We start from the raw sequence: 22,717 nt of genomic DNA on the forward strand, positions 1-22,717 counted from the left end.
TTAGAATTGACAGAAGCTTGATTTAAAACGCATTTTCAGTTTAGCCATCTACTGCCAATATGAAATGCGTTTGAGGCAAATTTATTATGTCTCAACTTTATGTCACGTATAAACCATTACTTCACTCTTTTTTTCGAAGTCATTTCATAAAGCAAAACGTGTATATCGATAAAGATATCTTAATCATAAACATTTAACGCTACTTACATGCTATTTAGAGCTTAAATATAAGCAATTTAATCTTTTTTAGACTTATGATACCTAAAACGAATGAATAAGCTAAGAAAGTCGTTAAAATTCAAAATCATAACGTTACCGTTGAACTCATATAAAAATTCCTTATGAAGTATCGCTTAGTTAAAAACATTAATAATTAATTTTTTAGTTAGAATCTTTTTTAAAGAAATAGAATATTAGGAATAAAAGTTTGTTATAATATATGAGTGTTACATTGTTAAAAGTACCTTTGTAAATAAATTTCAACAATAGTAAAAATTATACATAAGAAAACGCTTTCTATCTGCATTTTGCATGAAATTTTTCTCAAAAAAAGGTATAATATATAGATGAGTTTAAAAGGAATGGAGTGATTGATTTGGTTGAAGAAGTAATTGTTGATGGAGACATTACTTTAGGGCAATTTCTAAAGACAGAAGGTATTATTGAATCTGGTGGTCAAGCGAAATGGTTCTTGCAAGATTTTGAAGTAATGATCAATGGTGAGCGCGAAATGCGTCGTGGTAAAAAATTAAACCATCAAGATAACATCGTTATACCAGAAGTCGGTTCATTTTTGATTATACATCAAGGTGAAGAATGAAACTAAAGACACTCCAGTTAGACAATTATCGTAACTATGAGTCAATTACCCTAAATTGTCACCCTGAAGTCAATATATTGATTGGCGAGAATGCGCAAGGGAAGACTAATTTATTGGAATCTATTTATACACTAGCATTAGCCAAAAGTCACAGAACATCAAATGATAAAGAACTCATACGTTTTGATCGAGACTATGCTAAAATAGAGGGTGAACTCAGTTATAGATATGGAGAAATGCCTTTAACGATGTTTATAACTAAAAAGGGTAAGCAGGTTAAAATCAATCACTTAGAACAAAGTAGACTGACACAATATATCGGTCACTTAAACGTTGTCTTGTTTGCACCTGAAGATTTGAATATTGTCAAAGGCGCACCTCAAATAAGACGTAGGTTTATAGATATGGAACTTGGACAAATTTCAGCAGTGTACTTAAATGATTTGTCTCAATATCAAAGAATTTTAAAACAAAAGAATAATTATTTGAAGCAATTGCAATATGGTCAAAAGACTGACAGCACTATGCTTGATGTCTTAAACCAACAATTTGCAACATATGCACTCAAAGTTACATTAAGACGTGAACATTTTATTAAAGAACTTGAATCATTAGCCAAACCTATTCATTCTGGCATTACAGACGAGAATGAAACACTGTCATTAAAGTACCTTCCTAGTATCAAATTAGATGCTGAGGAAAAAAGTGAGACGGAACGCTTAGAGGAAGTCTTAACTTTACTAGATGATAATAAAGATCGTGAAAAAGATAGAGGTGTCTGTTTGTTTGGCCCTCACAGAGATGATTTAGGTTTCAACGTAAATGGTATGGATGCTCAAACTTACGGTTCGCAAGGACAGCAAAGAACGACGGCTTTATCAATCAAACTTGCAGAAATCGAACTGATGAATATTGAAGTAGGTGAGTATCCCATCCTATTACTAGATGATGTGTTAAGTGAATTAGATGATTCACGTCAGTCTCATTTATTGAGCACAATTCAACATAAAGTGCAGACATTTGTGACGACAACATCAGTTGATGGCATTGATCATGAAATTATGAAAAACGCTAAACTTTATCGCATAAATAATGGCGAAATTATAAAGTAACGGAAAGTGAAGGTGGAAGCATTGTCAGATGTGAACAACACGGAAGATTATGGTGCTGGTCAGATTCAGGTATTAGAAGGTCTAGAAGCGGTTCGTAAGAGACCAGGTATGTATATAGGCTCAACTTCAGAAAGAGGACTACATCACTTAGTTTGGGAAATTGTTGATAACAGTATTGACGAAGCACTCGCAGGTTATGCTGACCAAATCGACGTTATTATTGAAGAAGATAATTGGATAAAAGTAACAGACAATGGTCGTGGTATTCCTGTTGGTATACAAGAAAAAATGGGACGACCTGCCGTTGAGGTAATTCTAACTGTGCTACACGCTGGTGGTAAATTCGGCGGTGGCGGTTATAAAGTTTCCGGTGGTCTACACGGTGTAGGTTCTTCTGTTGTAAATGCTTTATCAGAAGATTTGGAAGTGTATGTGTACAAGGATGAAAATATATATCATCAAGCATATAAAAAAGGCATACCTCAGTTTGATTTAAAGATCATTGGTGAAACCGATGAAAGCACTGGTTCTACTGGTACTGCGATTCGTTTTAAAGCTGATCCTGAGATATTCACTGAAACAACAACATATAATTATGAAGTATTGCAACAACGTATCAGAGAACTGGCGTTTTTAAATAAAGGGATCTCAATTACATTAAGAGATGAAAGAGAAGAAGAGGTTCGTGAAGATACTTATCACTACGAAGGTGGTATAAAATCTTACGTTGAAATGTTAAATGAAAATAAAGAACCTATTCACGAAGAACCGATTTATGTACATCAATCAAAAGATGATATTGAAGTTGAAATCGCGCTTCAATACAATAAAGGCTATGCTACGAATCTTCTAACATACGCGAATAATATTCACACTTATGAAGGTGGTACTCATGAAGAAGGCTTTAAACGAGCGCTCTCTCGTGTGTTAAATAGCTACGGTCTTAACAGTAAGATTATGAAAGAAGATAAAGAAAGACTTTCAGGTGAGGATACACGTGAAGGCTTAACAGCTGTTGTTTCAATCAAACATGGTGACCCACAATTCGAAGGACAAACTAAAACTAAATTAGGTAACTCCGAAGTACGTCAAGTTGTTGATCGTATATTCTCCGAGTTGTTTGAACGCTTTTTATACGAAAATCCACAAGTAGGTCGAACAATCGTAGAAAAAGGAATGATGGCCTCACAAGCACGTCTTGCAGCTAAAAAAGCGCGTGAAGTGACACGTCGTAAATCTGCGTTAGAAATTTCAAGTTTACCAGGGAAACTTGCAGATTGTTCTAGTAAAGACCCTTCTCGAAGTGAAATTTTCATCGTCGAAGGGGACTCTGCCGGAGGGTCTACAAAATCTGGTCGTGACTCAGAAACGCAAGCCATTTTACCATTACGTGGTAAGATATTGAACGTTGAAAAAGCACGTTTAGATAGAATTTTAAATAATAATGAAATACGTTCTATGATTACTGCTTTTGGTACTGGTATTGGTGGAGAGTTTGATTTAAGTAAGGCACGCTATCACAAGATTATCCTTATGACAGATGCCGATGTTGATGGTGCACATATTAGAACTTTATTATTAACATTCTTTTATCGCTTTATGAGACCGTTAATTGAAGCTGGATATGTTTATATTGCACAGCCACCATTATTCAAATTGACACAAGGTAAACAGAAATACTATGTGTTTAACGAACGTGAATTAGAAAAACTTAAAGCTCAATTGGATCCAAGTCCAAAATGGTCTATTGCACGTTACAAAGGTCTTGGTGAAATGAATGCTGATCAATTATGGGAAACAACTATGAATCCAGAAAACAGAGCTATGTTACAAGTATCATTAGATGATGCGATTGAAGCAGACCAAGTTTTTGAAATGTTAATGGGCGATGTTGTTGAGAACCGTAGACAGTTTATTGAAGATAATGCAGTTTATGCAAACTTAGATTTCTAAGACAATGAACTGAATTTTTGAAGGAGGATATCTTGATGGCTGAATTACCTGAATCAAGAATAAATGAACGAAATATAACGAATGAGATGCGTGAATCGTTCCTAGATTATGCGATGAGCGTTATCGTTTCACGTGCGCTACCAGATGTTAGAGATGGTTTAAAACCAGTACATCGACGCATACTTTACGGCTTACACGAACAAGGTATGACACCTGATAAATCATATAAGAAATCTGCGCGTATTGTTGGGGATGTTATGGGTAAATATCACCCTCACGGTGACTCCTCAATTTACGAAGCTATGGTTAGAATGGCACAGGACTTCAGCTATCGATATCCTTTAATTGATGGCCAAGGTAACTTTGGTTCTATGGATGGTGATGGTGCAGCGGCGATGCGTTATACAGAAGCGCGTATGTCTAAAATTACACTCGAAATGTTGAGAGATATTAACAAAGATACGATTGATTTTGTTGATAACTATGACGGTAACGAAAGAGAGCCGGCAGTCTTACCTTCAAGGTTTCCAAATTTACTTGTAAATGGTGCATCAGGTATCGCAGTAGGTATGGCTACTAATATACCGCCACATAATTTGACTGAAGTGATTAATGGCGTATTAAGTTTAAGCTATAATCCAGATATTACGATTGCAGAATTGATGGAAGATGTCCAAGGGCCAGACTTCCCTACAGCAGGTATTATTCTTGGTAAAAGTGGTATACGCCGTGCATTTGAAACTGGACGTGGTTCGGTTCAAATGAGAGCAAGAGCTGAAATTGAAGAACGTGGTGGTGGCCGTCAACGTATCGTTGTAACAGAGGTTCCATATCAAGTAAATAAAGCCCGCATGATTGAAAAAATTGCTGAATTGGCACGTGATAAAAAAATCGATGGCATTACAGATTTACGTGACGAAACAAGTTTACGTACTGGCGTGCGTGTTGTGATTGACATACGTAAAGATGCCAATGCCAGTGTTGTATTAAACAACTTGTATAAACAGACACCATTACAAACGTCATTTGGTGTTAACATGATTGCTTTAGTTGATGGCAGACCGAAATTAATTAACCTTAAAGAAGCATTGGTTGAATATCTTGAACATCAAAAGATAGTTGTAAGAAGAAGAACAGAATACAACTTGAAGAAGGCACAAGACCGTGCACATATTTTAGAAGGCTTAAGAATTGCTTTAGATCACATTGATGAAATTATTCGTGTGATCCGTGAATCTGATACAGATAAAGTTGCAATGGTAAGCTTGCAAGAACAATTTAAACTTACTGAACGACAAGCGCAAGCCATCCTTGATATGCGATTAAGACGTTTAACAGGTTTAGAAAGAGATAAAATTGAATCTGAATATAATGAATTAATTGCATATATAGAAGAATTAAAGGCGATTCTTGCAGACGAAGAAAAACTATTACAACTTGTTCGTGATGAGTTAATTGATGTTCGTGAACGCTATGGTGACGAACGTAAAACAGAAATTCAATTGGGTGGTCTCGACAACATTGAAGACGAAGACCTGATCCCAGAAGAACAAATCGTTATTACATTAAGTCACAATAACTATATTAAACGCCTACCCGTTTCAACATATAGAGCTCAACATCGTGGTGGTCGTGGTGTACAAGGCATGCAAACACTAGAAGAAGATTTTGTAAGTCAACTTGTTACATTGAGTACGCACGATCATGTCTTATTCTTCACGAATAAAGGTAGAGTGTATAAACTTAAAGGTTATGAAGTGCCAGAACTTTCCCGTCAGTCTAAAGGTATCCCAGTAGTCAATGCGATTGAACTGGATAATGATGAAACGATTAGCACAATGATTGCCGTTAAAGATTTAGAAAGTGAAGAAGACTACTTAGTATTTGCAACGTTAAAAGGTATTGTTAAACGTTCAGCATTACGTAATTTCTCACACATTAATAAAAACGGTAAGATTGCGATTGGTTTCAAAGAAGATGATGAATTGATTGCAGTGAGATTAACAGATGGTGAAGATGATGTATTAATCGGTACTGCTCATGGTTCTTTAATCCGCTTTAACGAAACTGCATTACGTCCTTTAGGTCGTACAGCTGCTGGTGTTAAAGGTATTACATTAAGAGAAGGCGACAGCGTCGTTGGATTAGATGTTACTAAAGCAGAAACAGATGATGAAATTCTAGTAGTGACTGAAAATGGCTACGGTAAACGTACACCAGTTAGTGAATATCGTTTATCTAACCGTGGTGGTAAAGGTATTAAGACTGCTACGATTACAGAACGTAACGGTCAAGTTGTATGTATCACATCCGTCGAAGGTAAAGAAGACTTGATGATTGTTACAAATGCTGGTGTAATTATCCGTATCGGCGTTGAAGATATTTCACAAAATGGACGTGCAGCCCAAGGTGTAAGATTGATTAAATTAAACGACGATCAATTTGTTTCTACAGTTGCTAAAGTAGATGAAGAAGAAAAAGAAGCTGAAGAAATTGAACTTCAAGAAACAGAAAATGAACAAATTGAAGGCACTTCAAGTGACAGTCAACAATCAGAATCTATAGTAACTGATGATTTATCAGAAGGCGTCGTTCATACCGAAGTTGAAGAAGATACAGATGAAGATGGTCGTCAAGAAGTGAGAAAAGACTTTATGGACCGTATCAATGAAGACATCGATAATAGTGATAATGAAGAAACTGAAAACGAAGATGACGAATAATCTCAATTTTTAGAAGTAAACCAATAGTTACATTCAAAATTGAAAAATCTAAATATACAAATGAGTTTGGGACATAAATCCCCATTCTCAAAATAAGAGGGCCAATCATTAATATGGATTGGTCCTCTTTATATTTAAAATATTACGATTTTGATCGTGCATGCTTGCCTGGGGATATGGCTCGAGCCAGTAGTCTCTCGCTCATATCATTTCCCCGGGCGTCCGCACGATGCAAAATCGCTACAATTTATATTTTGTTATTCAAAAAAATAAGGCTTTTACGTATAATTTAATAAGCACTATTAAATTAACGAGTCACATATGTATAAAAATTATTACGTGACTCAACATACACTAACAATGGAAACTTCAGTTTAGTATCCCACAAATGATATGTCACAATATGTGAATAAAAGCGTTGAAACAACCCTTGAAAATACATTCGATGAATTTAAACATCATCGTGGTGCTACATCATATCATCTCATAATAATGTTAAAAATTGATCTATATGTCTGTCTTCACTCAATTCATATACTCTAGTCGTAAAATAGAAAAACTACTAAATAATCGTACCTGAATGATGTGGCTATCACAAAATCAAACGCCTTCTTATAAAAACAATGAATCGTTTTAGAGTAAATCCTAAAGTAGATGCCCATGCCCTATTAGCATCTTTAGTTCTTTGTATTAACGCACTTAATATAAGAGAAGTAGTAGCTCCACGAGACAGCTATAATCAAAACAATATTGAAAAGGCAATTTCTATATTATTTCAATAGAAATTGCCTTTTTTACTTGTCCAAGAACTTTATGTTCCAGGCTCATTTTATTTTGGTTTAACATATTTATATCGTAGGTGTTTATTTAGCTTTCCAATGCTTTCATGGCATATGGAATTTCGCTAATTAAATGAGAAGGTGGTACGACATACATTTTCTTTGATAGCTCTTCACCGATATAACTGTGTGTATAAGTGGCACTCGTAACCGCTTCTTTCGTGTCGTCGAATTGACCTACAAAACTTGTAATCATACCGGCAAGTGTGTCACCCATACCGCCTGTAGCCATCGCAGGTGTACCAATTGGTAGTTTGTAATCTCCATCTTTGAAATAAATTTCAGTGCCATGCATTTTTAATACAATCGTTGCTCCAATTCTATCAGCAGCTTCGCGATTACGTTCATAGGTTTGTTCTTCTATTGCGATGCCACTTAAACGTTCCCACTCTTTTTGGTGTGGTGTGAAAATAACATTGCAAGTTGGAATATCTGGCTTTAATTTACTAAATATAGTAATAGCATCTCCATCCACTATAAGTGTTTGGTGTGGTTGAATGTTTTGTAATAAGAACGTGATAGCATTATTTCCTTTGAAATCACACCCTAAGCCAGGACCAATTAAGATACAATCTGTATTTTCAATCATTTTAGTGAGCATTTTAGTATCATTGATATCAATCACCATTGCTTCAGGACAGCGTGAATGTAGCGCAGCATGGTTTGTTGGATGTGTAGCTACTGTAATTAAACCACTGCCACTATAGACACAAGCACGTGCAGCAAGCATGATTGCCCCACCTAGATTCGCATTACCTCCAATTAAAAGAATTTTGCCATAATCACCTTTATGCGTTTCATCTTTACGTTTTGGAATGCTTACTGATGAAATTGTTTCCAACATTGAAACCTCCTTTAATCATATTAGTTATTTCAACTTTTAATTTGTATATTTGATCATTATTTTGTTGATTCGTAAGTTTATACTTTTTGATAAGAATTGTGTATTTATAAGCTTTATGAAAGGTTTTATCTGTAGCTTTTTATTAATTTACTTTTTAAATACAATAGAAAATATTATACCTGCTTTGCACTTAAGTCAATAGGTAAAAGCATTAAGAATTTGTTTATTTTTAGAAATAATAAATTTGCCTTCTTTATCTTATTAAAATACTAATTTAATACCATGTTACGGATATGGACGAACCTATTGTTCTTAAAAATATGGAAGCGTATACTCTAATTAATTGAAAATCATCAGAAGTAAGGAGATGGGGAAATGACATTACAGCTTAATGGTGAAAATTTAACAATTAATGCAATTAAAGATTTTTTATATCAAAGTGATGATGTAAAAGTAACAGAGGATGCATATGAACGTGTAAAACAGAGTCGGGTAACAGTAGAAAAGATTATAGATGATAAAGAAACAATTTATGGTATAACGACTGGATTTGGTTTATTTAGTGATGTGCGTATTGATGAGGGAGAATACAATCAATTACAAGTAAATTTAATCCGTTCGCATGCATGTGGTATCGGAAAACCTTTTTCACAGGATGTCGCGTTAGTGATGATGGTTTTACGTCTAAACACGTTGCTAAAAGGTCATTCTGGTGTGACAATCGATTTAGTAAATCAAATCATTTACTTTATTAACAATAGAATTATTCCAGTCATTCCACAACAGGGGTCTCTTGGTGCTTCAGGTGATTTAGCACCACTTTCACATTTAGCTTTAGCACTGATTGGAGAAGGAAGCGTCTATTATAAAGGTGAAGAAGTAGACAGTCGGCATGTCTTAAATTTATTAAATCGTGAACCTTTGAGCTTACAGGCTAAAGAAGGTCTTGCTTTAATTAATGGCACGCAAGCTATGACTGCACAAGGTGTAATTAATTATATAGAAGCGGAAGATATTGGTTACCAAGCGGAGTGGATTGCTGCTCTTACACATCAGGCATTAAATGGTATTACTGATGCATATCATGAAAAAGTGCATCGCGTCCGAAATTTTCCAGAACAGATAGATGTTGCTTCACGCATGTTAGACTGGCTTGAAGGTTCTAAATTAACAACGACACAGGGAGAAATTCGCGTACAAGATGCTTATACATTACGCTGTATTCCACAAATACATGGCGCGAGCTTCCAAGTTTTTAATTATGTAAAAGAAAAGCTTGAATTTGAAATGAATGCGGCGAACGATAATCCATTAATATTTGATGAAGACGATGAGACATTAGTTATTTCTGGCGGTAATTTCCATGGTCAACCGATTGCATTCGCGTTAGACTTCTTAAAGTTAGGCGTAAGTGAGTTAGCCAATGTTTCAGAAAGACGCTTAGAGAGATTAGTAAACCCACAATTGAACAATGGTTTACCGGCGTTTTTAAGCCCTCAACCGGGTTTACAGAGTGGTGCAATGATCATGCAATATGCAGCTGCAAGTCTTGTTTCGGAAAATAAGACACTCGCACACCCAGCTAGTGTAGATTCTATTCCATCATCAGCTAATCAAGAAGATCACGTGTCTATGGGGACGATTGCTTCACGCCATGGTTACCAAATGATTGAAAATGCACGACGTGTGTTAGCAATAGAAACAATCATCGCACTTCAAGCAGTAGAATATAAAGATGTTGAAAAATTATCACCTAAAACCTATGAAAAATATCAAGCTTTACGAAAAGTTGTACCATCTATCACTGAAGACCGCCAATTTCATAAAGACATAGAAGCTGTTTCACAGTATTTATTAGATCACGCTTATGCTAATTAAGTTGAGTGAATTTTTAATGAACATTCAGCGATTGCATATCCTTGGTCTTGAAAAGTGATAGGTTATTTGCTATATTAAAATCAAGTTAATAAAGCTATTGTTCGTAGGCTAAGTAGTATTGTACTTCTGGTTTCAGAGAGCTTGTGGTTAGTGAGAACAAGTAATCAGGGTCAATGTGAATCTACCTACTATATGAGAACAATCGGGTTTAACCGTTATTTTGGTGAAAGTGCAGTCTCTTTGGCTGTTAAATAGGGTGGCAACGCGTAAAGACCACGTCCCTTGTACAGGGATGTGGTCTTTTTTGTGTTCTATTCTAAAAAAAAATAGAAATTGAAAGGATGGAAAGTGACATGTTAGACATTAAACTATTTCGTAATGACCCAGAGTTTTTAAAAGACAAAGTTGCAAAACGTGGTATGGATACAAAAGTAGTAGATGATGTATTATCACTTGATAACAAACGCCGTGAATTAATTCGAAAAGCTGAAGAAATGAAAGCTGAACGTAACAAAGTGAGCGGTGAAATTGCTGAAAAAAAACGTAATAAAGAAAATGCAGATGATGTTATCGCAGAAATGAGAAAATTAGGTGACGACATCAAACTTCTAGATAATGATTTAAATGATGTGGATAAAGAGCTAGAAGACTTATTATCTCGTATTCCAAATACAATTCATGATGATGTGCCTGAAGGTGATTCTGATGAAGAGAATGTAGAATTAAAGCGTTGGGGTACACCAAGGAAATTTGATTTTGATGAAAAAGCACACTGGGATTTAGTAGAGTCATTACAAATGGCTAACTTTGAACGCGGTGCAAAAGTTTCTGGTGCAAGATTTGTGTTCTTAACTGGCGAAGGCGCGCAGTTAGAAAGAGCATTAATGAACTATATGGTCACGAAACATACGACGCAACATGGTTATACAGAAATGATGGTACCACAATTAGTAAATGCTGATTCAATGTATGGTACTGGCCAATTACCAAAATTTGAAGAAGATTTATTCAAAATTGAAAAAGAAGGATTATATACAATACCAACGGCAGAAGTACCATTAACGAATTATTATCGTAATGAAATTATTGGTCCGGATGTCTTACCTGCTAAATTCACAGCGCAATCAGCGTGTTATCGTAGTGAAGCAGGTTCAGCTGGTAGAGATACAAGAGGGTTAATCCGTTTACACCAATTCGATAAAGTAGAAATGGTACGTTTTGAAAAACCGGAAGACTCTTGGCAAGCATTAGAAGAAATGACAGAACATGCAGAAGCAATTTTAGAAGAGTTAGGCTTACCGTATCGTAGAGTTATTTTATGTACAGGTGACATAGGCTTTGGTTCAAGCAAAACGTATGACTTAGAAGTTTGGTTACCAAGCTATAATGAGTACAAAGAAATTAGCTCTTGCTCAAATATTACTGATTTCCAAGCACGTCGTTCTAATATTCGTTTTAAACGTGATAAAACAGTAAAACCAGAATTAGTGCACACATTGAATGGTAGTGGTTTAGCAGTAGGTCGTACATTTGCTGCAATCGTAGAAAACTATCAAAACGAAGATGGTTCAGTTACTATTCCAGATGCATTAGTACCATATATGGGCGGTAAAACAGTGATTCACCCAGTTAAAGAAAAATAGATTCGTTTGAATGAATATCATCAGTGGCATTTGAGCTAGCTTAAGCGTTGAACTTTCAAAATAGATGCCATAAAATGATGAAATAAAAATAGAGGTTGGGACAAATAGATGTCTCAACCTCTCATTTTATATAAATAATGAGTGATGAGCCTTCTGATCTTCTAAATACCTTAGATATTTTGAAAATAAAGAAAGGGTAGGGGAGGTGTTAAATATCTTGTTTTGCAGGTTATTTAATTTGAAAAATACCTTATTTTATTCAAAAAATAGAGGGTAGTCTAAAATAAAAACACAATATTCTGAAATTAAAAACATTTTAATAACAGCATTTTTAGACGAACGTAAGTCTTAGGTTACACATACGTAAGTCTAAAAACGTTGAATGTCTCTTTCATTTTGTATTAAACTAATTCTATTATTTTTAAAAAATGTGTGGGAGGTGGCATGATGGCAACACATTTAACTTTTAAGCAAGGTGTAAAAGAATGTGTACCGACTTTGTTAGGTTATGCTGGTGTTGGTCTTTCATTTGGTATTGTTGCAGTGGCTTCAGGTTTCAATTTGATTGAAATCATTTTGTTATGCTTACTTGTCTATGCTGGCGCGGCACAATTTATTATTTGTGCGTTAGTCATTGCTGGAACGCCAATTTCTGCAATTGTATTAACGACATTTATTGTAAATTCTAGGATGTTTTTATTAAGTATGACCTTAGCGCCAAGTTATAAAGGGTATGGGTTTTGGAATCGTATAGGCATGTCTTCTTTGATTACAGATGAAACATTTGGTGTCGCTATTACACCACATCTAAAAGGTGAAAAAATCAATGATCGATGGTTGCATGGATTAAATATCACAGCTTATTTATTTTGGACATTTGCAAGCATTGTTGGTGCTGTTTTTGGTAAATACATAACAAACCCAGATGCGTTTGGGTTAGATTTTGCTATTACTGCAATGTTTATATTCTTAGCTGTTTCCCAGTTTGATGCTATTAAACAATCACAATTTAAAACATATTTAGTATTGATTGTTTGTGTGATTATATTAATGCTTAGTTTAAGTTTCTTTATGCCTTCATATGTAGCAATTATCTTAGCTTCGACAATTACTGCGGGGTTAGGGGTGGTGATCGACAAATGACAACGACCTTACATATGTTATTAATTATTGTTTTATGTGGTGTGGTCACTTGGTTAACACGTATTATACCGTTTATATTAATTACGAAAATTAAACTATCTGAGACAGTTGTAAAGTGGCTTTCCTTCATTCCTATTACATTATTTACGGCATTGATTGTAGACGGCGTTCTAGAACAACATGAAGATTCAATGGTGTATAGTGTTAATTTACCGTTTTTAGTAACGATGCTTCCGACAATAATCATTGCCATTATTACACGGAGTTTAACGATTACGATTGTCAGTGGTATTTTAATAATGGCAGTTTTAAGATGGATATTTTAAATATATTATTGAAGTGGCTCACATTATCCGTTAGAATAGCAATAATTAGAAAATTTTGATAATTTTAAAGAAATACTTGTTAAAATAGATATTTGATTTATGCACAGCTTTTTACAATTAAAATTAAATCTTATTTCGAGAAGCAGAGGGACTTGGCCCAATGAAGCTTCAGCAACCGACTTTAGAAGCACGGTGCTAATACCAACGATTCGCTCGAATAATAAGTATTGTAACTTCTTACTTATTATGAATAGGTGAGAAGTTTTTTTATTAAGTAGGAGGTAAATGATGACAAATTATACGGTTGATACATTAGAATTGGGACCATTTACAACTGAATCAGGTGAAACGATTTTAAATTTAAAATTACGTTATGAACATGTTGGATATGAAGGACAGCCACTTGTACTTGTATGCCATGCACTGACAGGTAATCATTTGACATATGGGACGGATGACAATCCTGGTTGGTGGCGAGAGATTATAGATGGTGGGTACATGCCAATACATGATTATCAATTTTTAACATTCAACGTGATAGGTAGTCCATATGGCTCCAGTTCGCCACTTACAGATGCTGACTTTCCTACGCATTTAACATTGCGTGATATTGTCAATGCAATAGAATTAGGTATTCAAACATTAGGGTTTGATCGAATTAGTATTTTAATCGGTGGGTCTTTAGGAGGTATGCAAGCGCTGGAATTATTGTATAATCATAAATTTGAAGTAGATAAAGCGGTCATTTTAGCTGCGACAGATAAGACTTCCTCATATAGTCGTGCATTTAATGAAATTGCGAGACAAGCGATTCGATTAGATCATGGTGAAGGGATGAGTATCGCAAGACAACTTGGTTTCTTAACGTATCGTTCTTCTAAAAGTTACGATAGACGATTTACACCAGATCAAGTTGTAAACTACCAGAAACATCAGGGGAATAAGTTCAAAAAGCACTTTGATCCATTAAGTTATTTAACCCTGCTAGACGTCTTAGATAGCCACGATATAGATAGAGACCGTACTGATGTAGATGAAGTGTTTGGACGACTAGATACTAAAGTTATGACTATGGGCTTTACGGATGATTTATTATATCCAGACGATTTAGTATATGCCACAGGTGCGCGATTTAAATATCATAAACATTGCTTTGTGCCAGATAATGTAGGACATGATGGTTTCTTGCTGAACTTTAACGATTGGGCACCCAATTTATATCATTTTTTAAAAGTTTCTAAGTTCAAAAGAAAATGACGATATGCTACATTTTAGTTCATTTTGTATGATAAGACGTCTGGGATAGTAATTTTATACTTAATTGAAAGTGAAAATAACTGTTTCCTATGACATCTTATTTTTTGGTGTGTAAAATGTGAAGTTTGAAGTTAGTATTAACAGGGGAGATATAATTTTAAAAGGCGCTCATTATCAGATTTTGTCGCTAATGTTGAACTTCTGACAAAAAGAATTGTCAATAATTGTATAAAAGTTTTAAAGAGGTTAAAATAATAAACATAGACAAAAATTGTATAGGAGTGGCGAATTTGTTTTCTAAAATACATACTAAAGCCACTATACTTAGTGTAATCACGTTAATTATAGTAGCTTTAGCTTTACATATATTACCGCTACTTGGACTCGTGTTGAGTTTATTTGCAACAATTCCAGGTATTATTTTATGGCATAAATCTGTAGAATCTTTTGGCTTAACGGCAGTCATTACAGTTGTGCTAACTACGTTATTAGGTAATATATTCGTGTTAAGTATCATGATCCTCTTGTTCGTGGTGAGTGTTGTAGTGGGTCAATTATTAAAAGAACGTACATCAAAAGAACGTATACTTTATATAACAACGACTTTTATTAGTATCATTGCATTAATTGCATTTATGGTGTTACAAGCATTTAAAAAAATACCAAGTGCTGCTTCATTAATCAAACCGATTAAAGAACAGATGTATAGCATCATTTCTAGCGCTTCAGTCAACGCGGATTATAAACAAATGTTTGAAGAGACTTTCCGCCAATCAGCAGTGCAACTACCAAGTTATATGATTGTTGGCGTATTTCTACTTATATTAATCAATTTAATTATCACTTTTCCAATCTTGCGTAAATTCAAAATCGCTACACCCATATTCAAACCATTATATGCTTGGCAAATGAAGCGTTCTGTCTTATGGATGTATGTTATTGTCTTAATTTGTGTTATGTTTTCAACGCAACCAAGTGCGTTTCAAACGATCGTCTTAAATTTTGAAATTGTGTTATCATTATGTATGTACATTCAGGGGTTAAGTGTGATTCACTTTTTCGGAAAAGCGAAATCAATGCCGACAGCACTTACTGTGATATTAATGGTAATAGGGACAATTTTAATGCCATTAACACATATTGTGAGTCTCCTGGGATTTGTAGATTTATGTATCAATTTAAAACGTATCATTAAAAAATGATTTGAGGTGGAAAAATGAACCGTCAATCCACTAAAAAAGCGTTGATTTTACCATTTATTATTATGGTGCTTACAGCAATAGCGCTTGTCGTCGTTTGGTTTATTTTTAACCAATTGATTGCAGGTATAGCTACTGTTGTATTACTCATCATAATTGTAGGGACAGTACTGATGGTAAGACAAGCTTTACAAAAATTGGATAACTATGTAGATAATCTGAGTGGAAAAATCTCAGCAAGCAGTAATACTGCTATTAAAAGGTTACCTATTGGGATGATTATCTTAGATGAAAATGAAAACATAGAGTGGATGAACCAATTTATGTCGGATCGTCTAGACCGAAACGTCATTTCTGATCCAGTCAATGAAGTATATCCTAATATATTAAAACAGTTAGAAAAAACACAAGAAGTGGAAATTCAAGAAAATGAATATCACTATCGTGTAAGATATTCAGAAAAAGAACACGTATTGTATTTCTTCGACATTACTGAAGAAATACATACACAAGAATTATATGAAGCATCTAAACCAATTATTGCAACACTATTTTTAGATAACTATGATGAAATCACGCAAAATATGAATGATACACAACGTTCAGAAATTAACTCTATGGTTACGCGTGTAATAAGTAGATGGGCAACCGAATATGACATTTATTTCAAACGTTATAGTTCAGATCAATTTGTTGCTTATTTAAACCAACGCATTCTAAATGAAATCGAAGCATCTAATTTTAGTATATTGAGTCAATTACGTGAAAAGAGTGTAGGTTACCGTGCGCAATTGACATTAAGTATTGGTGTAGGTGAAGGTTCAGAGAACTTAATCGATTTAGGTGAATTATCGCAATCTGGACTTGATTTAGCACTAGGTCGTGGTGGTGACCAAGTTGCAATTAAGCATATGAACGGTAATGTGCGTTTCTATGGCGGTAAGACTGACCCGATGGAAAAACGTACACGTGTAAGAGCACGTGTTATCTCTCATGCCTTAAAAGATATTTTAATGGAAGGCGACAAAGTCATCATTATGGGACATACGCGTCCAGACTTAGATGCTATAGGCGCAGCCATTGGTGTCTCAAGGTTTGCTATGATGAACAATTTAGATGCTTACATTGTGTTAAATGATTCAGATATTGATCCGACGCTACGTCGTGTGATGAATGCAGTCGATGAAAAGCCTGAACTAAAAGAGCGTTTTATCACATCTGATGAAGCATGGGATGTCATGACGTCTAAGACAACTTTAGTAATTGTAGATACGCATAAACCTGAAATGGTTATCGACGAAAATATATTAAACAAGGCAAATCGTAAAGTTGTAATCGATCATCATAGACGTGGTGAAAGCTTTATCTCTAGCCCATTACTTGTTTATATGGAACCATATGCAAGTTCAACTGCAGAGCTAGTGACTGAATTGCTAGAATACCAACCAACAGAACAACGATTAACACGTTTAGAGTCGACAATTATGTTTGCAGGTATTATTGTAGATACACGTAATTTCACATTACGTACAGGTTCAAGAACATTTGATGCGGCAAGTTATTTACGTGCACATGGTGCAGATACAATATTAACGCAACATTTCTTGAAGGATGATTTAGATACGTACATTAATCGTACTGAATTAATCCAAACAGTGAAACTACAAGAGAACGGTGTCGCAATTGCACATGGTTCGAACGAAAAAATCTATCATCCTGTAACAGTTGCACAAGCAGCTGATGAACTGTTAAGTTTAGATGGTGTAGAAGCTTCGTATGTAGTTGCTAGAAGAGAAGATAATCTAGTCGGTATGTCTGCCCGGTCACTCGGTGCAGTTAATGTTCAATTGACAATGGAAGCACTTGGTGGCGGTGGTCATTTAACTAATGCAGCTACACAATTAAAAGATGTCACTGTGGATGAAGCAATAGAACAATTACAACAAGCTATAACAGAACAAATGAGTAGGAGTGAAAATTCATGAAAGTAATATTCACACAAGATGTTAAAGGTAAAGGTAAAAAAGGCGAAGTTAAAGATGTACCTGTAGGCTATGCAAACAATTTCTTATTGAAGAAAAATTATGCAGTAGAAGCTACACCAGGTAATTTAAAACAGCTTGAAAAGAAAAATGAAGCTGCAGAAGCAGAACGCCAACAAGAAATTGAAGAAGCTAAAAAATTAAAAGAAACATTAAGTCATATTGAAGTTGAATTATCTGCTAAAACAGGTGATGCTGGAAAATTATTCGGTTCAGTTAGTACAAAACAAATCGCGCAAGCATTGCAACAACAACATGATATTAAAATAGACAAGCGTAAAATGGATTTACCAAACGGTATACATGCATTGGGTTACACAAATGTACCAGTTAAATTAGATAAAGAAGTAGAAGGTACAATTCGTGTACACACAGTTGAACAATAAAAACGGATTGAGATATGAGGTGTAATCATAATGGATGGAATGTATGAACAAAATCAAATGCCCCACAGTAATGAGGCTGAACAATCTGTCTTAGGTGCCATTATCATAGATCCGGAATTGATAAACAGAACTCAGGAAGTCTTACTTCCTGAGTCCTTTTATAGAGGCGCGCATCAACACATCTTTAGAGCCATGATGAACCTCAACGAAGATAATAAAGATATTGACGTGGTTACAATTATGGATCAACTGTCGTATGAAGGACGACTGAATGAAGCGGGTGGCCCACAATATCTAGCAGAATTATCTAGTAATGTACCGACAACTCGAAATATTCAATATTATACAGATATTGTATTTAAGCATGCGACAAAGCGTAAGTTGATACAAACTGCCGATAGCATTGCTAACGATGGTTATAATGATGAATTAGAATTAGATACAATATTGAACGATGCAGAACGTCGAATATTAGAATTGTCATCTACACGTGAAAGTGATGGATTTAAAGATATTAGAGATGTGCTTGGAGAAGTGTATGAGAATGCAGAATTACTTGATCAAAATAGTGGTCAAACACCTGGTATCCCAACTGGTTATCGAGATTTAGACCAGATGACCGCGGGCTTTAACCGTAATGATCTAATCATTCTGGCTGCCAGACCATCAGTAGGTAAGACTGCCTTCGCACTTAATATTGCACAAAAAGTTGCTACACATGAAGACCATTTCTCAGTTGGCATATTCTCGCTAGAAATGGGTGCAGATCAATTAGCAACACGTATGATTTGTAGTTCCGGTAACGTAGATTCGAACCGTTTAAGAACGGGTATGATGACAGAAGAAGACTGGAATCGCTTTACAATTGCAGTAGGTAAATTATCTAGAACAAAGATATTTATTGATGATACACCAGGTATTCGAATTACAGATATTCGCTCAAAATGCCGTCGTTTAAAACAAGAACACGGTTTAGACATGGTAGTGATTGATTATCTGCAATTAATCTCAGGTAGTGGTTCAAGATTCTCAGATAACCGACAACAAGAAGTATCAGAGATTTCTCGTACATTAAAAGCGATTGCCAGAGAAATGGAATGTCCAGTCATTGCACTAAGTCAGTTGTCACGTGGCGTAGAGCAACGTCAAGACAAACGGCCAATGATGAGTGACATTCGTGAATCAGGATCAATCGAGCAAGATGCTGATATCGTCGCATTCTTATATCGTGATGATTACTATAATCGTGGCGAAGATGAAGACGATGATGATGGAGATACGAACTTTGAACCACAAACAAATGATGATAATGGTGAGATTGAAATTATAATAGCGAAGCAACGTAATGGTCCAACAGGAACTGTTAAATTACACTTTATGAAGCAGTATAATAAATTTACTGATATCGATTATGCACATGCAGACATGGGTTAAGAAAAAAGAATAAAATTTATTTTTTCCGTACGATTTATAAATGGGTTTATTTATCGTACGGTTTTTGTTTGTATTTGGTTATTTCTTTTTTGAGGAAGTATGTGTTGTAATTAAATAGCTATCGCTTTGAAAACCTTGATGACACTATGTTTAAGGTGTGTAATCACATTTTTAAACATTTAATGAAATTCAGAAAAATGTAAAAAACCAATGTTCGATTTTTGTTTGCATTATTAGTGTGGTATTGGTAGAATACTTAATGGTTAATTGAGAAAAACTTGGAGGTGCTCATATGTCATCAATCGTAGTTGTTGGGACACAATGGGGAGACGAAGGTAAAGGTAAAATCACAGACTTTTTAGCAGAACAAGCAGATGTTATTGCGCGTTTTTCAGGCGGTAACAATGCAGGCCACACAATTAAATTTGGTGGCGAAACATATAAATTGCACTTAGTACCATCTGGTATTTTTTATAAAGAAAAATTAGCAGTCATTGGTAACGGTGTCGTTGTCGATCCAGTAGCACTATTAAAAGAATTAGACGCTTTAAATGAAAGAGGTATTTCAACAGATAATTTACGTATTTCAAACCGTGCGCAAGTTATTTTACCTTATCATATTAAACAAGATGAATATGAAGAAGAACGTCGTGGAGATAATAAAATCGGTACTACGAAAAAAGGTATCGGTCCAGCTTATGTAGATAAAGCACAGCGTATTGGTATTCGTGTTGCAGATTTATTAGATAAAGAAACGTTTGAAAAATTACTAAAAGAAAATATTGAATACAAATCAGCATATTTCAAAGGTATGTTTGATAAAGCATGTCCTTCATTTGAAGAAATCTTTGAAACTTATTATGCAGCAGGCCAACGTTTAGCGGCGTTCGTTACGGATACTGCAAAAGTATTGGATGATGCATTTGTAGCTGAAGAAAAAGTGTTATTTGAAGGTGCTCAAGGCGTTATGTTAGATATCGACCACGGTACATACCCATTTGTTACGTCAAGTAACCCAGTTGCGGGTAATGTCACTGTCGGTGGTGGTGTTGGTCCAACGTACGTATCTAAAGTCATTGGTGTATGTAAAGCTTATACATCACGTGTCGGTGATGGCCCATTCCCAACAGAACTATTTGATGATGATGGACACCACATCCGTGAAGTTGGCCGTGAGTACGGTACAACTACAGGACGTCCACGTCGTGTAGGTTGGTTCGATTCAGTTGTATTACGTCATTCTCGTCGTGCGAGTGGTATTACTGATTTATCAATCAACTCTATCGATGTCTTAACAGGCCTTAAAGAAGTGAAGATTTGTACAGCGTATGAATTGGACGGCAAAGAAATTACTGAATATCCAGCGAATTTAAAAGACTTACAACGTTGTAAGCCAATCTTTGAAACATTACCTGGTTGGACAGAAGATGTCACAGGTTGTCGCTCATTAGATGAGCTACCAGACAATGCACGTAGATATTTAGAACGTATCTCTGAATTATGTGACGTTCAAATTTCAATCTTCTCTGTAGGACCAGATCGTAACCAAACAAACTTATTAAAATCATTATGGTAAGTCATTTTCCTATAAAACCGATTTATAAATTTAAAAAGTAAAATGTTGAAATGAAAGAAACACCTTGTTGATGTAGCCAATTATGGCCATCTTTACAAGGTGTTTTTTATTTATATATTTGAATGTGTTACATATTGATCACGAAAATTTAGAATGTGATCGACTGCTAACTGATAACCTGTTTTATTACTAGATTGTATAGATTTAACTTTTCTGATATTACGCTGATAGTTTGGTATATCATCTAGCATATCTAAGACAATTTGTTTTAACTCATGAGGCGTTATATTTTCTAATTGTAGCTGATGACCAACAAGTAGTTTTTCGATTTGGCGAGCCACAACGGGTTGATCTGCACTTTGCGGAAAAGCCAACATAGGTACTTCCATCAACATTGCTTCATTCGTACTATTCATACCCGCATGTGTTAAAAAGAGTGACGTATGTTGCAATAACTCTGTTTGTGGCACAACATGTGCAACGGTAAAATTAGATGGTATCGCATTAAAATCTTCAAGTTGATTATCATGACCAATGGATACAACAAATGAAGCGTCGATATTTGCCAATGCTTCAAAGCAGAGATTGAAAAATTCAATATTTTGATTAAATACCGTTCCTAGAGAAATATAGACGACTGGTCGTGTGGTATCAATGTTGTCCATAAAGCCAGAATCTTTAGGTTCCAGTATGGAAGGACCAACAAACTTGTAATATTCAGGGTCAAAGGCGTCATAACCAATTTGGAAACCTTTCATTACATAAGTGATATTAATATTTCCCGGGTTATTCATAACTTCAAAACGAGAAGGAATGGTTACATCATATGTTGATTCAACATAGGCTTTTAAATTATGAAAGGTTTCATCAGCGTGTTGAATTTCTTGTTTGCTCACAGTAGAAGTTAAATGATTAATAAATGTTTCAAAAGATGTCTTTGTATGAGCAAATGAAGATACAGATGAAATCGATGGTAAATTTAATTTTTGTGCTAATATATAGCCACAACTAAACATAGAATCATGAATCATATAATCAAAATGCTCATTTTCAGTTTCTTTTAAAATTTGTGGCACAATGATATCTACAGTTTTTAATAAACCATTAATCACATTGAATAAATGATGATTTTCATGATCAGTAAATGCTGTCATAATCGCTTCTGTAGGTAGCGTTCTAATTTCAGCGCCAGTATCTTTCAATTTATCTTTATATATATCGCTAGCGTAATAAACAACTTCTTCGCCACGATCAACTAATGCTTTAACAACTGCAATTGTTGGGTTTACATGTCCAGCAGAACCTGGATTAACAAATAATATTTTTGCCAATATTGCGCCTCCTTATTTATACTAATTATAATTTTAGCAAAATGAATTTAAAACAAAAAAGATTTTGTATTTATTATTTGCATTTTGAAATAAAAATGTAAAAGTAGATAATTATAGAAGTAATTGCACATTGATGTCTCTCAAAAGTGAGTTAATAAATAGATAAAATGCTGTTTTGACAGTTTCGAGTATTGTTTTCTTACTTTATACA

General features: G+C 34.9%; 16 protein-coding genes, 1 pseudogene, 1 riboswitch and 1 other annotated feature. Of the genes and pseudogenes, 15 read left to right on the forward strand and 2 right to left on the reverse strand.

Translation table 11 applies throughout. The annotated features are described in order from the left end of the window. Positions 1-586: 586 nt before the first annotated feature. From yaaA to KA867_RS13415, 5 genes and pseudogenes are all read left to right on the forward strand, one after another. Positions 587-820: a S4 domain-containing protein YaaA gene (gene yaaA / locus KA867_RS07785; protein WP_171027031.1), complete on the forward strand. Its 234-nt coding sequence runs from the start codon at positions 587-589 to the stop codon at positions 818-820. After that, positions 817-1,932, forward strand: coding sequence for a DNA replication/repair protein RecF (recF, locus tag KA867_RS07790; RefSeq protein WP_210137625.1), 1,116 nt, complete (start codon positions 817-819; stop codon positions 1,930-1,932). Before yaaA ends, recF begins: the two co-directional genes overlap by 4 nt. 12 nt (positions 1,933-1,944) lie before the next feature. Then, on the forward strand, positions 1,945-3,885 hold the full coding sequence (gene gyrB, locus KA867_RS07795) for a DNA topoisomerase (ATP-hydrolyzing) subunit B (RefSeq protein WP_210137626.1): 1,941 nt from the start codon (positions 1,945-1,947) through the stop codon (positions 3,883-3,885). A 35-nt stretch (positions 3,886-3,920) separates the two neighbouring features. Further along, positions 3,921-6,608, forward strand: coding sequence for a DNA gyrase subunit A (gyrA, locus tag KA867_RS07800; protein WP_210137627.1), 2,688 nt, complete (start codon positions 3,921-3,923; stop codon positions 6,606-6,608). A 321-nt stretch (positions 6,609-6,929) separates the two neighbouring features. Next, positions 6,930-7,294 (forward strand): annotated as a pseudogene (locus tag KA867_RS13415) (transposase); the annotation flags it as partial. A gap of 181 nt (positions 7,295-7,475) precedes the next feature. On the opposite strand, the gene KA867_RS07805 reads toward KA867_RS13415, so the two are convergent. Beyond that, on the reverse strand, positions 7,476-8,288 hold the full coding sequence (locus KA867_RS07805; protein WP_481906160.1) for an NAD(P)H-hydrate dehydratase: 813 nt from the start codon (positions 8,286-8,288) through the stop codon (positions 7,476-7,478). A gap of 378 nt (positions 8,289-8,666) precedes the next feature. On the opposite strand from KA867_RS07805, the gene hutH reads away from it, so the two are divergent. From hutH to KA867_RS07855, 10 genes are all read left to right on the forward strand, one after another. Continuing rightward, on the forward strand, positions 8,667-10,169 hold the full coding sequence (gene hutH / locus KA867_RS07810) for a histidine ammonia-lyase (RefSeq protein WP_210137629.1): 1,503 nt from the start codon (positions 8,667-8,669) through the stop codon (positions 10,167-10,169). 96 nt (positions 10,170-10,265) lie between these two features. Continuing rightward, positions 10,266-10,455, forward strand: a binding site (T-box leader). A gap of 67 nt (positions 10,456-10,522) precedes the next feature. Further along, on the forward strand, positions 10,523-11,812 hold the full coding sequence (gene serS / locus KA867_RS07815; RefSeq protein WP_210137630.1) for a serine--tRNA ligase: 1,290 nt from the start codon (positions 10,523-10,525) through the stop codon (positions 11,810-11,812). A gap of 447 nt (positions 11,813-12,259) precedes the next feature. Beyond that, positions 12,260-12,955 (forward strand): AzlC family ABC transporter permease, encoded by a 696-nt coding sequence (locus KA867_RS07820; protein ID WP_210137631.1) that lies wholly within the window; start codon positions 12,260-12,262, stop codon positions 12,953-12,955. Then, positions 12,952-13,281: an AzlD domain-containing protein gene (locus tag KA867_RS07825; RefSeq protein ID WP_210137632.1), complete on the forward strand. Its 330-nt coding sequence runs from the start codon at positions 12,952-12,954 to the stop codon at positions 13,279-13,281. The genes KA867_RS07820 and KA867_RS07825 overlap by 4 nt, the downstream gene beginning before the upstream one ends. 127 nt (positions 13,282-13,408) lie before the next feature. Further along, positions 13,409-13,508: riboswitch (SAM riboswitch) on the forward strand. Positions 13,509-13,569: 61 nt separating this feature from the next. Next, complete coding sequence (gene metX, locus KA867_RS07830) at positions 13,570-14,538, forward strand: homoserine O-acetyltransferase MetX (RefSeq protein WP_019468522.1); 969 nt, start codon at positions 13,570-13,572, stop codon at positions 14,536-14,538. 275 nt (positions 14,539-14,813) lie between these two features. Further along, on the forward strand, positions 14,814-15,740 hold the full coding sequence (locus KA867_RS07835; RefSeq protein WP_210137711.1) for a DUF2232 domain-containing protein: 927 nt from the start codon (positions 14,814-14,816) through the stop codon (positions 15,738-15,740). A 14-nt stretch (positions 15,741-15,754) separates the two neighbouring features. Beyond that, positions 15,755-17,722: a DHH family phosphoesterase gene (locus KA867_RS07840; RefSeq protein WP_107386092.1), complete on the forward strand. Its 1,968-nt coding sequence runs from the start codon at positions 15,755-15,757 to the stop codon at positions 17,720-17,722. Then, positions 17,719-18,165: a 50S ribosomal protein L9 gene (rplI, locus tag KA867_RS07845; RefSeq protein WP_210137633.1), complete on the forward strand. Its 447-nt coding sequence runs from the start codon at positions 17,719-17,721 to the stop codon at positions 18,163-18,165. The genes KA867_RS07840 and rplI overlap by 4 nt, the downstream gene beginning before the upstream one ends. A gap of 30 nt (positions 18,166-18,195) precedes the next feature. Next, the gene (gene dnaB, locus KA867_RS07850; RefSeq protein ID WP_019468526.1) at positions 18,196-19,599 is read left to right on the forward strand and encodes a replicative DNA helicase; all 1,404 of its coding nucleotides are present in this window, start codon (positions 18,196-18,198) and stop codon (positions 19,597-19,599) included. Between the two features lie 292 nt (positions 19,600-19,891). Further along, complete coding sequence (locus tag KA867_RS07855) at positions 19,892-21,175, forward strand: adenylosuccinate synthase (protein WP_210137634.1); 1,284 nt, start codon at positions 19,892-19,894, stop codon at positions 21,173-21,175. A 110-nt stretch (positions 21,176-21,285) separates the two neighbouring features. Here KA867_RS07855 and KA867_RS07860 read toward each other — a convergent pair whose 3' ends face one another. Next, positions 21,286-22,506: a macrolide family glycosyltransferase gene (locus tag KA867_RS07860; RefSeq protein WP_210137635.1), complete on the reverse strand. Its 1,221-nt coding sequence runs from the start codon at positions 22,504-22,506 to the stop codon at positions 21,286-21,288. Between the last annotated feature and the right edge of the window lie 211 nt (positions 22,507-22,717).

Origin of the sequence: Staphylococcus sp. GDH8C109P (genome assembly GCF_017893405.1) — a bacterium.
In the GTDB taxonomy this organism is placed as follows: domain Bacteria; phylum Bacillota; class Bacilli; order Staphylococcales; family Staphylococcaceae; genus Staphylococcus; species Staphylococcus cohnii.

Excerpts from the sequence above, each read along its gene's own strand:
- gyrA (WP_210137627.1), top strand. The coding sequence starts at position 3,921 with ATGGCTGAATTACCTGAATCAAGAATAAATGAACGAAATATAACGAAT.
- rplI (WP_210137633.1), top strand. The coding sequence starts at position 17,719 with ATGAAAGTAATATTCACACAAGATGTTAAAGGTAAAGGTAAAAAAGGC.
- KA867_RS07825 (WP_210137632.1), top strand. The coding sequence starts at position 12,952 with ATGACAACGACCTTACATATGTTATTAATTATTGTTTTATGTGGTGTG.
- KA867_RS07840 (WP_107386092.1), top strand. The coding sequence starts at position 15,755 with ATGAACCGTCAATCCACTAAAAAAGCGTTGATTTTACCATTTATTATT.
- recF (WP_210137625.1), top strand. The coding sequence starts at position 817 with ATGAAACTAAAGACACTCCAGTTAGACAATTATCGTAACTATGAGTCA.
- dnaB (WP_019468526.1), top strand. The coding sequence starts at position 18,196 with ATGGATGGAATGTATGAACAAAATCAAATGCCCCACAGTAATGAGGCT.
- hutH (WP_210137629.1), top strand. The coding sequence starts at position 8,667 with ATGACATTACAGCTTAATGGTGAAAATTTAACAATTAATGCAATTAAA.
- KA867_RS07820 (WP_210137631.1), top strand. The coding sequence starts at position 12,260 with ATGGCAACACATTTAACTTTTAAGCAAGGTGTAAAAGAATGTGTACCG.
- serS (WP_210137630.1), top strand. The coding sequence starts at position 10,523 with ATGTTAGACATTAAACTATTTCGTAATGACCCAGAGTTTTTAAAAGAC.
- KA867_RS07855 (WP_210137634.1), top strand. The coding sequence starts at position 19,892 with ATGTCATCAATCGTAGTTGTTGGGACACAATGGGGAGACGAAGGTAAA.
- metX (WP_019468522.1), top strand. The coding sequence starts at position 13,570 with ATGACAAATTATACGGTTGATACATTAGAATTGGGACCATTTACAACT.